This window comes from Vibrio sp. 10N.261.55.A10, from assembly GCF_041470825.1.
GTDB lineage: Bacteria > Pseudomonadota > Gammaproteobacteria > Enterobacterales > Vibrionaceae > Vibrio > Vibrio crassostreae_C.
This window is the reverse complement of sequence record NZ_JBFRNC010000074.1, coordinates 26,604-38,938: the sequence shown is the minus strand read 5'-3', so window position 1 is coordinate 38,938 and position 12,335 is coordinate 26,604. Positions and strand designations below refer to the sequence as shown.

Annotated in this window: 10 protein-coding genes; all 10 read right to left on the bottom strand. The window is 45.0% G+C overall.

All coding sequences use genetic code 11. The features are described from left to right. Positions 1-605 precede the first annotated feature (605 nt). Positions 606-1,742: a flagellin gene (locus AB4274_RS20340; protein WP_017069005.1), complete on the bottom strand. Its 1,137-nt coding sequence runs from the start codon at positions 1,740-1,742 to the stop codon at positions 606-608. A gap of 418 nt (positions 1,743-2,160) precedes the next feature. Then, the gene (flgL, locus tag AB4274_RS20335) at positions 2,161-3,351 is read right to left on the bottom strand and encodes a flagellar hook-associated protein FlgL (protein ID WP_017064129.1); all 1,191 of its coding nucleotides are present in this window, start codon (positions 3,349-3,351) and stop codon (positions 2,161-2,163) included. A gap of 10 nt (positions 3,352-3,361) precedes the next feature. Next, entirely contained in the window at positions 3,362-5,242 is a 1,881-nt protein-coding gene (flgK, locus tag AB4274_RS20330) for a flagellar hook-associated protein FlgK (protein ID WP_017067655.1), read from the bottom strand. 220 nt (positions 5,243-5,462) lie between these two features. Then, positions 5,463-6,380 carry a flagellar assembly peptidoglycan hydrolase FlgJ gene (gene flgJ, locus AB4274_RS20325; protein WP_017064131.1) on the bottom strand — a complete coding sequence of 306 codons (918 nt, stop codon included), beginning with the start codon at positions 6,378-6,380 and terminating at the stop codon, positions 5,463-5,465. A gap of 10 nt (positions 6,381-6,390) precedes the next feature. Next, positions 6,391-7,482 carry a flagellar basal body P-ring protein FlgI gene (locus tag AB4274_RS20320; RefSeq protein ID WP_017062257.1) on the bottom strand — a complete coding sequence of 364 codons (1,092 nt, stop codon included), beginning with the start codon at positions 7,480-7,482 and terminating at the stop codon, positions 6,391-6,393. A gap of 94 nt (positions 7,483-7,576) precedes the next feature. Then, positions 7,577-8,353: a flagellar basal body L-ring protein FlgH gene (gene flgH / locus AB4274_RS20315; protein WP_017071817.1), complete on the bottom strand. Its 777-nt coding sequence runs from the start codon at positions 8,351-8,353 to the stop codon at positions 7,577-7,579. An 88-nt stretch (positions 8,354-8,441) separates the two neighbouring features. Then, a complete protein-coding gene (gene flgG, locus AB4274_RS20310; RefSeq protein ID WP_017062259.1) occupies positions 8,442-9,230 on the bottom strand; it encodes a flagellar basal-body rod protein FlgG in 789 nt (262 codons plus the stop codon). Positions 9,231-9,251: 21 nt separating this feature from the next. After that, positions 9,252-10,001, bottom strand: coding sequence for a flagellar basal-body rod protein FlgF (flgF, locus tag AB4274_RS20305; RefSeq protein WP_017056855.1), 750 nt, complete (start codon positions 9,999-10,001; stop codon positions 9,252-9,254). Between the two features lie 251 nt (positions 10,002-10,252). Further along, positions 10,253-11,557 carry a flagellar hook protein FlgE gene (gene flgE / locus AB4274_RS20300; RefSeq protein WP_017062260.1) on the bottom strand — a complete coding sequence of 435 codons (1,305 nt, stop codon included), beginning with the start codon at positions 11,555-11,557 and terminating at the stop codon, positions 10,253-10,255. Positions 11,558-11,606: 49 nt separating this feature from the next. Further along, a complete protein-coding gene (flgD, locus tag AB4274_RS20295) occupies positions 11,607-12,320 on the bottom strand; it encodes a flagellar hook assembly protein FlgD (protein ID WP_010439286.1) in 714 nt (237 codons plus the stop codon). Positions 12,321-12,335 lie beyond the last annotated feature (15 nt).

Sequence of the window (12,335 nt, the reverse complement as noted above, 5' to 3'; positions counted from 1 at the left end):
TCTCGGAAAACCAAGTAGTTCTCTCAAAGTTACTTTTAATAACGGCGCGAAAATCAGAAGCTTTAGAAAAACTTTCAAAAAACCACAAAAAAAATATTAATCTAATATTTATCAACAACTTAATTTTCATCATTTTCTAATACAGCGATAGATTTCAATTGGAAAAAGATCTTAATCTGTTCAGAAAGCGTACGAACCGCCGTCTAAATGGCTCAAGGTGGAGAAATGATCAATCGCCAAAGATCTCCGAGTTAGGCAGATCTTGTGTAATAGATGAGATTATTTATCGTGAAGAAGAACAGTCAAATAGAGATTTGAAAAAGGTAGAGCGAGAAAATTCGCAGGAAAGTAAATAGCAAAAACAAGAAATACAGAAAGGAAAAAGCCCCTTTTCCTTTGAGAGAACCGGGGCTAGTTGGCGCGTCAGAGCCTGTGTGGAGATCATCGAGAAATGAACACATTTCCGACTTGCCGTTGCATTCTTACTGTAAAAATGGATAGCAGGTGAGAGATGAGAGAGCTAAACACTCAATAGTAAGTATGCTTGCCAGTTTCCCTTGCTGCATGGCTCACGTCTGAACACGAGCAGCGAGTTCAACCAATAACTATTGCAATAGTGACATCGCAGAGTTAGGCAACTGTTTCGCTTGAGCAAGTATCGAAGTACCTGCTTGTTGCAGAATTTGTGATTTGGTCATTTGCGTCGTCTCTTTCGCAAAGTCCGTATCTTTGATTCGGCTGTTTGAAGCGTCTACGTTCTCTTGTACGTTTGCCAAGTTATTAATACTGTGGCTTAGACGGTTCTGCTTTGCACCCAAATCAGCACGCTGTGAATCTACGTATTTCATTGCAGAATCAATCACGCTAATAGCATTCTGTGATCCTGCTACGCTCATCAAACTAATATCTTGAACCGATGTTGCGCGGCCTTCACTCTTAATACCTAGCTCAGACGCTAGACCACCAGAGATAGACATTGGGCCGTCAAGGTCAGGTTCAGCAACGAACAGTTGAATGCGACCATCATCAGTAACCGATGCGTTCACAAGATCAGACTGACCATTAATGTAAGTCGCAAGCTCTTCGATATCATCGCCCGCTTTGGTATTGATATCTAAAACGATGTCTTCACCCGCTTTGGTTTTGAATTCGAACTTAAGATCGCTCGCTGTTGGCGGCACTTCCCAGTTCTTATCTTTCGCGTTTTCTGAATCGAACGTAGTACCACCCATACGGTAGTCATCTGCACGGATACTTGTCAGAGCCATGATCATTGCTTCACCAGAGTTAGAACCGATCTGGAATGAAGCTTCACCGAATGAACCGTTCAGTAGACGACGACCACCAAACGATGTGGTTTCCGCAATACGGTTAAGCTCATCTTGAAGTGCCATTGACTCTTCGTTCAGTGCAGTACGCTCTGCCGGCGAGTTAGTGCCGTTTGATGATTGAATCGCTAGATCACGCATACGTTGTAGTACGTTAGTCGATTCGTTCATCGCGCCTTCTGCTGTTTGAGCAATCGAAATACCGTCGTTGGCATTACGCATTGCCACATCAAGACCACGAGACTGAGCGGTTAGACGGTTCGAGATTTGCAGACCTGCCGCATCATCTTTCGCGCTGTTGATCTTGTGACCAGATGACAAACGCTCCATAGAAGTCGCTAAGTCATTAGATGCTTTATTCAGGTAACGCTGTGCTGTCATAGCAGATACGTTAGTGCTTACATTGATAGCCATTTTGCTCTCCTTATGAGTTCGCAAAGTTTCTGCGAAGCGGCCAGCTTTACTCTCATATGGATAAGCACTGACCGTGTATTACTCGATAAACCCTATACAAGGTTTAAGATCTGTATTAATCATTTATAACCAACACAGATACAAGTTGTATGCCAAGTTTAATATCATATAAATAATTTTTTAATTATCTAAAAATCAGAAGCTTACAAACAACACTGCGCAATTATGATTTTCTACTATTAGAAGATGAAAAACATTCACCTTCCTTATTGCCGTTTTTTGCCGCTATTCTAGAAACATCATGCTTCGTACAAAAAAGCGGCAAACTGTGGCGTCATTCGCACGTATGGCATAGCACATACGGCAAGGAATCAACGCCATGGTGATCGACAAGCCACCATTAAATACCGATTGATCATTAAATATAGTTAAACAAGGTCAGGTCTTTGGTTTTGCCAAACGCTTGTTGAGAAGCTTGTAGTGCTCGAGAGTTTTCATTGAACTCAATGATCGCTTTCGAGTAATCCAAGTCTTCAAAGTTGCTTTTTGCTTTTGCTAAAGACAACTTGAAATCTTCATGTTGTTGCTCTTGAATATCCAAAGTACTCAAGCGTGCACCAACATCGGTTCTTGCCTTGGTCAAATGGATAAACGCAGCGTGGAACTCTTCAGTTACTTGGTGCAGTTTCGCTGTTGCTGATGCATCCGATACCGGGTTTTCAGCCTGCTCAGCAGCCTCTTTGAACGTATCAAAGATAGAGAAAGTCTCTCGTGGTTCTAAGGTGATCGAATCACCTTTAGTGATTTGGCCTTTGATTTGAATATTCAGCCCTTCATAAACAATGCCTGTCGAAGGATCAAAATCTTCTGCCGCAACCACTGCGCCGTCTTTTTCAAGCTGATAAGCGAAATTGCCCGTCTGCATGTCGACAAACGTCACTTTATAAGTAGACCCATCTTCATCGCTGTTGGTCGCACGCCCGAGCAATAACTCAGACGCAGGTTCAAGCTCGTACTGAGGTTCGTAGTCACCGAACGGGTTGTCTATTTCCATAAACATCTTGCTGCCCGGATCATTCATTGCCATTTCAAAGCTGCTTGCCACACGCATCTTGCGTTGGTAGTCATCACCTTGATATGTCACATTCCCTTCGTTATCTCGAAAGAAAGGCTGATTTTTCGGCTTAGTGCCTGCAAACGTGTAGTTACCCGACTCATCTTGAGAGTTGGCTAAATGCAGGAAGTTATTCGCCAGTTCTTGAATTTCACGCTTCTTAGCTAAACGGTCTTCCGGAGAAAGCGCACCGTTGATCATTTCCATCACGGTTCGTTTTGCTTCATCAGCAAAGCCTTCAGTGTTAGAAACCAATACTTCATGATGCTCAAGACGGTTTCTGACTAGAGTAATCGCATCGACATACTGTTTAAGCTGTTCTGACTGCTGACCAATGTTCTGTAAATAGTGCGTCGCTAATGGGTCATCACTTGGCGACTGTAACTTCTTACCCGAAGCAAGTTGTGCTTGGTTGTGATGCACCTTGTTCTCTTGACGGCGCAAGTCGTTTTGTACTGACTGATAATTATGGAAGCTAGAGATACGATTCAACATTTATACCTTCCTATCTCAGAGCCAAAATAGTGTTAAACGTATCGTTGGCTGCTTGCATGATGCGTGAAGAAGCCATATACGCTTGCTGAAATTTCATCATGTTTGCCGCTTCTTCATCGAGGTTTACTCCCGAGATAGAAGCAATACGTTCTTGAGCCGACTGTTTTTCTAATGTCGCAATATCACTCAGGCGATTTGCCGTTGAAGACTTCAAGCCCGTATTAGTATTCAAGTTGTGGTAAAGGTCTAAAATCGTAGACTCACCATCATTCAACAGCTTTCCTGTTTGAAGATCTTGTAGCTTACGCAGGTTACCGTTGTCACCTTCTGATGGGACAAGGTTTGCCGTAAACTTATCATTTGCCACCGCACCGGGTGTGAGCTCAAACGTTGTACCGTTGATGGTCACTGGCCCTTGTGGCGGATACGGTTGAGGCTGCATTAAAATGTTACCCTTCGGATCCGTCACAGCAAACTGCTCACCTTTTGGTGAGACAATCACTTCAAACTCACGCAGTTGACCTGCTTCTAGGATTTTAAATCCCGCTGTACCCTTGGCAAACGTGGTCGATGCCTCATAACTTTGCGCAGCAATGTCTTTCGGGTCTTTGGTTTCCATATGAATCTGCGCAGCAAAATTACGCGTTGGACGCAGTAACAGTTTCTCTCCTAGTTCAGGAGGGTTACGTACTTCCACTCGCATGCCATCAAGATAAAAAGCACTACCGCTAGAGTCGGTCGCCATCTTAACGGTCTCACCGTTCGGCTTAGTCACGACATAATCACTGCCATCGTATTTCAGTCCATACTCACCGCCTTTTAAGGCAGAAGTATCATCAATGTATACCGCAACATCGGCTTTCGATTGCCCGCTAGCCGTGACACGAGATTTTGCCACCAGCTCTGAGTTCACGTCGGTAAACAAGTCCTTACCTACGTTGCCGTTAAGATCCAAACCTTGTTCTTGAAGACTATTGACCTCATATGAAAACGCGGTCGCCAAACGACCAAGCTCATCCATAATTGCTGGGATATGTTCGTCACGCATGTCTAGCATGGCGCCGATTTTTCCGTCGATATCACTGCTGGTGATCGGTTTTAAAGACTTACCTTCAACAATCGCTAGGCGGCGCTGATGTGCATCGGGTAAGCCATCAACCATCTTCAGCTGACTCGCTTCACTACCAGAGACCAAGGTATGGCCATTACCAATATGGACATTAAACCCTTCGGCATTTGAGCGTGGTGTCACCGTAACTTTGGTGTAACCAGAAAGCTCATTAATCAACTTTTCATGCTGATCTCGTAGGTCATTATGAGGCCCAGGAGTTCGCATCATTAAACGCTGAACATCACGGATCTCGTACGCAAGTTGGTTAACTCGCTCGATACCCATATCTAATTTTTTATTCGTAGAATCAGACTGTTGACGAACTGTTTCATGAAATTCATTCAAGGTTTTAGTTACAAGGCCTGCTTTCTCTAACACGACCTTACGCGCACCCACATCATTTGGGGTATCGGCGAGAGTCTTAACGGAATCAAACCATTCGTTGAGGTTTTCTGGAATCTTCTTTGAAGCGACCGACGACAACATGCTCGACAGCATATCGAGGTTGGCTTCGGTATCGCCTTTGTTGGCGGCATTGGTTGTCGATAAGTTAAGTTCTTTGACGGCAAACTGATCCCAAGAGCGGCGAACATTTTCCACATGTACACCCATACCGTAGGATTGCCCACCGTACTGGCGCGGGTCATTCACACCTTGAATCACAGACTGGCGGCTATAGCCCTCTGTGTTAGCGTTAGAAATGTTATGACCTGTGGTGTTGAGCTGTCTCTGAGCCGTAAGAACACTTTGTGCCCCTACATTCAGAAGATCCGACGCCATAATGCCCCCAAAAAACTTAACAAAACCAGAATGAACTGATTAACTACAACCGTATATTACTAAGATAAATGCAATATGTGTGCCAACACAAACAACAGGAAATTAAAAGACGATAATTTATTGAAGTGTAAGGAGATAACTATGGATTACGCGTAAGAACTGAAGGGGCGGAGAAGAAAAGAGCCTGCCAGTAGCAAGCTCTCTATGTTGATTTATGACGCTAGTTCATCTCATCAATCTTGGCTTTAACTCGTAAAACCTTGTCTGCATAGTTAGGGTCAGTTGCGTAACCAGCCTGATGAATACCTTTGATGAAATTCTCTGAATTGCCTTGATGCTGTAGCGCCGTTTCGTATCTTGGATTTTCGTTCAAGAACTTCACGTAATCATTAAAGCTATCTTCGAAATTAGAGTAAGAACGGAAGGAAGCTGACTCTTTAACGGCGGTTTTGCCATGGAACTCAAGAGTTTGAGTCGCGACCTTATCGCCCTTCCAACTTCTATCTGCTTTGATGTTAAATAAGTTATTGCTGTTGCCCAAAGAGTTCTTAACCATTTTAGAACCCCAACCCGTTTCAAGGGCAGCTTGTGCCAATAGAAGAGACGAGTCCACACCAAGCGCACTTGCCGCTTTTTCCGCGTAAGGCTTCATTGAGGTCACAAACGATTCTGGAGAATCAAAGGATACTGGCTGTTTTGCTGCTTGCGCAGGTTGAACGTCTGACGCTCGCTCTTCCGAACGGCCTGAATATTGCGGTCTTTGCAATGAAGCATCAAAGCCTTCACTGCGAACCTTCTCTTCAGACGTATCGCTTGCTTGGCCAGCGCTTAGTTGAGCCACGATCATATCTGCAAGACCTAATGAACCTGAAGCGCTTAACTCACTCGCCATTTGGTCATCTTGCATCTGACGATAGAACTGCTCGTTCTGGCTGTTCAACATATCCGACTTAAAGCTCGAGTTAGCATCGCGCATTGACTTAAACAACATCGAGGTGAAAATCGATTCAAACTGTTTTGCCGCCGCGGTTAATGCTTCTTTCTCGCTACCTTCTTCACCGTTTACCGCTTGTTGACGAAGACGGTCTAAACTACCGATGTCGTGAATAAAGCCGATGTCATTGTTATTCTTAATCATGCTTTATTCCTTAGATAATGATCAATTGGCCTTCAATCGCACCCGCTTGTTTCAGTGCTTGAAGGATTGCCATTAAATCAGAAGGTGCAGCGCCCACTTCATTGACTGCGCGTACCAAATCGTCCAGCGTTAGGCCAGGTTCAAATTTGAACATCTTACCATCGCCTTCCGTGATTTCGATATCAGAATCAGGGACCACTACCGTTTGGCCACCAGAGAATGCATTCGGTTGGCTTACGTTTAGATTTTCTTTAATTGCAACCGTCATACCACCGTGGGTGACCGCCGCCGCTTTTAGGCGAACGTGCTTACCAACCACAATCGTACCTGTACGAGAGTTGACGATGATTTTTGCAGAGCCTTCAGCAGGGTCGAACTCGATGTTTTCGATAGCCGACAAGAATGCTACACGCTGGCTGATTTCACGCGGTGCACGAACTTTTACTGAAGTTGCGTCTACCGCTGAAGCCATTTGTGGGCCTAGGAAATTATTAACCGCATCAGCCATACGCTGAGCCGTTGTGAAATCTGATTGGATTAGGTTGAAGGTGATGTAGTCACCACGACCGAATGGCGTTGGGATCTCTTGTTCAACCGTCGCACCGCTAGAGATGATACCAACGTTAGGGTTGTTACCGACAATCTTAGAACCGTCGTTACCTTGTGCACTAAAGCCACTTACCACCAAGTTACCCTGCGCGACCGCATACACTTGACCGTCTAGACCTTTCAAGAAGGTCTGTAGCAAGGTACCACCACGAAGGCTTTTTGCTGAACCGATAGAAGAAACGGTTACGTCAACTTCTTGGCCTTGCTTAGAGAATGCTGGCAGTTCAGCAGTCACAATAACAGCCGCGACGTTTTTGGTTTTTGGCTTAGTGCCGGGCGGCAATTGGATGCCAAAATTTTGCAGCATTGCGTTAAATGTTTGATCGGTAAAGGGAGTTGTCTCACCAGTACCCGGCAAGCCCGTGACCAAACCATAACCGACAAGTTGGTTACTACGAACACCCGCCACTTTTGCCACGTCTTTGATTCGCGCAGCATGGGCACTGGTGGCAAGAAATAGCATGCCGAATAGTACGAGTGTCAGTTTTTTCATTGAGTAACCTGTCTGTATTGCTTTAATTTATAATAGCTTAGCTAAATGTGGCTCAGTGATAGAGGCTGTCAGTATGTCGTCGTCCTATCAAGCTCTACAGAGATACATTAAAGAATCGTGCCAAGAATCCAGGCTCTTGCATATCTTTCTGTACGCCAGTCCCTGAGTACTGAATTCGTGCGTTAGAAACACGGTTTGAAGCAATGGTATTTTCGAAGTCAATATCGTCTGGACGGATGGTACCGCTTAGGCGGATGTACTCATCGCCGGTGTTCAGTGTCATCCACTTCTCACCACGAACCACTAGGTTGCCATTAGCTAATACTTCGATGACTTCAACGGTAATGTAGCCGCTGATGCTGTTACTTTGGTTGGCTGACGCATCACCAGCAAAAGTATTGGTGTTACTCAGATCATAAGAGAAGTTGTACTTGTCGATCGTCAGATCTTGACCACCAACAGCCAGCGGCTCCATTGATGCATCATTCGACTTAGACATGTCTGCGTTGGCTTTTTTGGTCGCTCGAGTATTCTCATCTAGCGCTACAGTGATGATGTCACCAATACCACGAGGCTTTGAGTCGTCATACATACTGCCAATGTGGTTCACATTAAACAGTGAGCCCGTTGCCGCTGCATAATGCTCTGGCTTCTGCTTGGGGTTGATTGGCGCCCATGCAGGGTCACCAGCAATTGGATCGGTTCGCCCACGAAGCGTGTCGATAATTCCTGAACTTTCTTCTGCCGACTTATCGCCTTCAACCGCATCAACCACTGTGGTCGCGTTCTCTTGTGCTGGCGTCTCAATTGGATCCAGTACTGTACAACCAGTCATCGAAGCTAACAGGGCTAAACAAAAAATACGTTTCATGGCGATATACTCTCAGCAGGCAGTGGTAAATGGGTCAATTAGCAAAAACAGATAGATTAATTAAAAAAGTAAACGGCGAATAAACCAATTACAGCTGTTGGTTAACAAAGCTCATCATCTTGTCTACTGACGAGATAACTTTCGAATTCATTTCGTATACACGCTGAGCTTCAATCATGTTTACCAGCTCTTCGGTTACGTTTACGTTCGATGTTTCTAGCATCGATTGGCGGATGTTACCCAGGCCATCAAAACCCGGTACACCCTCTTGTGGGTCGCCACTCGCGCCAGTTGGCAAATAAAGGTTTTGACCTACTGGCTCTAGACCACCTGGGTTTACAAAGTCAGTAATGGTAATTTGACCAACCACGACGTTGTTTTGCTCGCCACGTAGACGAACCGATACTTCACCGTCGTTACCAACCGTTACCGAGATCGCGTCTTCAGGAATCACAATTTCTGGTTGTAGAGGATAACCTTGGCCCGACGTTACGATCGCGCCTTCACCGTTCAGTGTGAACTGACCATTGCGGCTGTAACCTGTTTCACCGTCTGGCATTTCAACTTGGAAGAAACCGTCGCCTTCAATCATCATGTCTAGGCTGTTAGATGTCGTTTGTGCGTTACCGTGAGTGTGCACTTTTTGAGTCGCGACGACCTTAGAACCGGCACCCAGCATCAAACCACTTGGCAGCTCAGTATTCTGAGACGATTGACCACCCGGTTGATTAATATTCTGGTAGAACAGATCTTCAAATACCGCGCGGCTCTTTTTAAAACCAATGGTCGAGGCGTTGGCAAGGTTGTTCGAAATCGTTGAGATATTGGTTTGTTGGGCGTCTAAACCCGTTTTACTTACCCATAATGCTGGATGCATAGCAATGTCCTTTAAATTCTATTAGCTCATACGAAGCAGTGAATCAGACGACTTGTCCATTTCCTCTGCTGTGCTCATCATTTTGACCTGCATTTCAAACTGACGTTGTAAGTCAATTAGGCTGGTCATTTCACCTACGGCATTTACGTTACTGCCTTCGATAGCACCTTTTAGCAACGTTACCGCTGCATCTGCTTCGTATGCCTGATCTGGGTTTTTCGAACGGAATAGACCATTCGTGTCTTTAAACAAACTTTGGTTGTCTGGACGTACAAGCTTAATACGATCAACCACGGCCAATTCTTCAGCTGGAGCGCCTTGAGGAATCACCGAAATCGTACCGTCTGTACCAATTTCTACTTTGCTGATTGGGATTGGCAGCGTGATTGGTGCATCGTTTTCACCAAGCACTAAGTGACCGCTTGCGTTGGTTAGTAAACCGTTTTGGTCAACCCTTAGGTTACCGTTACGTGTTAAACCTTCACGGCCAGTATTGTCCATCACTGAAATCCAACCATCACCTTGAATGGTAACGTCTAGATCTCGGCCAGTAGTAACCACACTACCCTGAGCGAAATTATGACCCGGACGCTCTGTCATGCTGAAAACACGAGTAGGCATGCCTTCGCCATACGCTTGCATTGAACGTGCCTGTGCTAAATCAGCACGGAAACCCGTTGTACTTACGTTGGCAAGGTTGTTTGCACGTAGCTGCAAAGCTTGCATATTTTGCTTAGCGCCACTCATGGCAAGAAACAGTGCGCGATCCATAATTTTGCTCCAAAAATCATCTTCTGGGGCTAATAAAGCAAACACTGTGCCAATATTTTTAACTGTTATTTATCAATAATTTAAATAGAAAACGAACAAGAAGGGTGATCATCAAAGGATCATTGAGGAAGAATTGTTGCCAGTGGCATTACCGGGCGGCAATAGGGGCGGCAAATAAAAAGACAAACAACAATACCCAATTCAATAACATTGAATTGGGTATTCGCAGATGATTCAAACGCTTTAAACGATTAACGAATCTGAAGAATATTCTGTTGTAGCTGGTTGTGTACTTCTAGAGAACGCGAGTTCGCCTGGAAGTTACGTTGAGCAGAAATCAAATCAACCAGTTCTTGAGTCATATCGATGTTCGACTGCTCTAGCGAGCCGTTGTTGATGCTACCAAATGAACCTTTGTTCGATTCACCCCAGATCTTGTCACCAGAGTCGTTGGTAGAATCCCATTGAGTACCGCCTTTCTTATCCAGACCTTGCTCATTTGGTACACGAACCAAGCCTACACGGCCAAGCATCACGTTTTCACCATTTGAATAAGTACCTAGAACACTGCCGTACTCATCGAAATCGATTTTTGTTAAGAAACCTGTTGTCGCGCCATCTTCATCAAACTTAGTCAATTCAAACGGAGCGGCAAACTGAGTTGAAGAATCTAAACCAAACTTAAGCACTTGAGTTGGATCAGCACCGTTCAAGTCAATAGGGTTCGCACCAGCACCCAGTGGTTCCGAGTTAATCGGCTGACCATTGTTTAGGCTTGCTAACGTACCGTCATTGTTGAACTTCATTGTGTGACCAACATGACCTTGTGCATTCGTCGCATCACCACCAGTAATGTTGACCGGCTTTTCACCGTTCTCATCTGACATGGTGTAGTACGTTTGCCAAGTGTTTGGTTGAGTCTGATCTTTGAGGTAGTAAGTCGTTAACTTGTAAGACTGACCCATAGAATCGTATACCGTCGAAGACGTTGCACGGTTATAAGTATCAGCATCTTTGAAGTTAAATGCAGCCGGGTCTTTAAGATCACCGTTTGCAGGAAGGTTAACCCCTACTTCAATGTTTTCTGTCTGTTTTGGTTTACCAAACTCAGCAGGAATGTCGAGAGGCTTTGGCGCATAAGAAAGAACTTCCCCCGAGTTTGGATCAACATCGTAACCTAAAAGAAACTCATCATTAGCGGTAACCATGTAGTTGTCTTTGTTTAGGTGAAATGCACCATTACGCGTTAATTCGTTAATCTCTGGCACCATGCGGTCTTTCGATACTGCAAAGAAACCTGTACCACTTACACGTAAGTCCATTGGGTTGTTCGTATAAATACTTGAACCTTCGTGGAACTGTTGCGCCACTTGGCTAGCTTGCGCACCGCCACCTGCCGTCGTTTTTGCGTTAGTGAACAACGAGCTTGAGTAAACATCACCAAATTCGGCACGAGACTCTTTAAAGCCAAATGTGTTCGCGTTCGCAATGTTGTTACTGGTTGTATTCAGGTCTAATTGTGCAGCGGATAGGCCGCTTAAAGCTACATATGACATTCCATTATTCTCCTAATCTATCTAGCTAGCATAGTCACTCAATAAAGAGCTACGCTTTACCAACTTCTAGTACTTCAGCAAGTCGTACTGGCGATGTGAAACCAGCCAGATTGAGTAGTACGTTGCCATCGCCCTTACCAAGAAGCACACTGTTCACGTTCGCATAACTGGAAACTTGGAACTCTGTGTTCTCGCCATCCAGCAAACCCGACGCTTTCACGTTGTATTTACCGGCCGGCAATGGGTTACCGTCTTCGTCTTTTCCGTCCCATTCAACACGTGTATCACCAGATGGTTTAGAGCCGATATCAAATGTGCGAACCAATTGGCCAACTTCGTTCTCAACACGGACCATTACATTGTCCATTGCCTGAGGAAGCTTAACCATTGCCGCCATACCGCCATCACCGGGTTTTACACCTGCCGCACCAGGAACCAATACATCACGCCCAACTAAAGAGGAGGCCTGAAGAGCTTGGTTAGAGGTCATTGATGAATTCAAGCTTTCAAACTGTGTATTCATTTTGCCAATGCCATCTACGGTCGCAAATGAAGCCATTTGCGCAATCATCTGGTCATTGCTAACCGGCTTGAAAGGGTCTTGTTGTGCTAGTTGCTTAGTCAACAAAGATAAGAAGTCTTCTTGTTTAAGATCCTGCTTACCTGTTGTTTCGTCGGGCTTTTTAGCGCCATCTTGAAGACTCTTCAGCTGGTCAACATAGGACAAGCCGCTTTGACCAACATTGTTGTTGATTCCAGCCATGTGCTACCTCCTTAT

What these genes read in the sequence shown, in the direction of transcription:
- flgK (WP_017067655.1), bottom strand. Translation starts at nt 5,242, where the DNA reads ATGGCGTCGGATCTTCTGAATGTAGGGGCACAAAGTGTTCTTACGGCT.
- flgF (WP_017056855.1), bottom strand. Translation starts at nt 10,001, where the DNA reads ATGGATCGCGCACTGTTTCTTGCCATGAGTGGCGCTAAGCAAAATATG.
- flgL (WP_017064129.1), bottom strand. Translation starts at nt 3,351, where the DNA reads ATGTTGAATCGTATCTCTAGCTTCCATAATTATCAGTCAGTACAAAAC.
- flgE (WP_017062260.1), bottom strand. Translation starts at nt 11,557, where the DNA reads ATGTCATATGTAGCTTTAAGCGGCCTATCCGCTGCACAATTAGACCTG.
- flgJ (WP_017064131.1), bottom strand. Translation starts at nt 6,380, where the DNA reads ATGATTAAGAATAACAATGACATCGGCTTTATTCACGACATCGGTAGT.
- flgD (WP_010439286.1), bottom strand. Translation starts at nt 12,320, where the DNA reads ATGGCTGGAATCAACAACAATGTTGGTCAAAGCGGCTTGTCCTATGTT.
- flgG (WP_017062259.1), bottom strand. Translation starts at nt 9,230, where the DNA reads ATGCATCCAGCATTATGGGTAAGTAAAACGGGTTTAGACGCCCAACAA.
- AB4274_RS20320 (WP_017062257.1), bottom strand. Translation starts at nt 7,482, where the DNA reads ATGAAAAAACTGACACTCGTACTATTCGGCATGCTATTTCTTGCCACC.
- AB4274_RS20340 (WP_017069005.1), bottom strand. Translation starts at nt 1,742, where the DNA reads ATGGCTATCAATGTAAGCACTAACGTATCTGCTATGACAGCACAGCGT.
- flgH (WP_017071817.1), bottom strand. Translation starts at nt 8,353, where the DNA reads ATGAAACGTATTTTTTGTTTAGCCCTGTTAGCTTCGATGACTGGTTGT.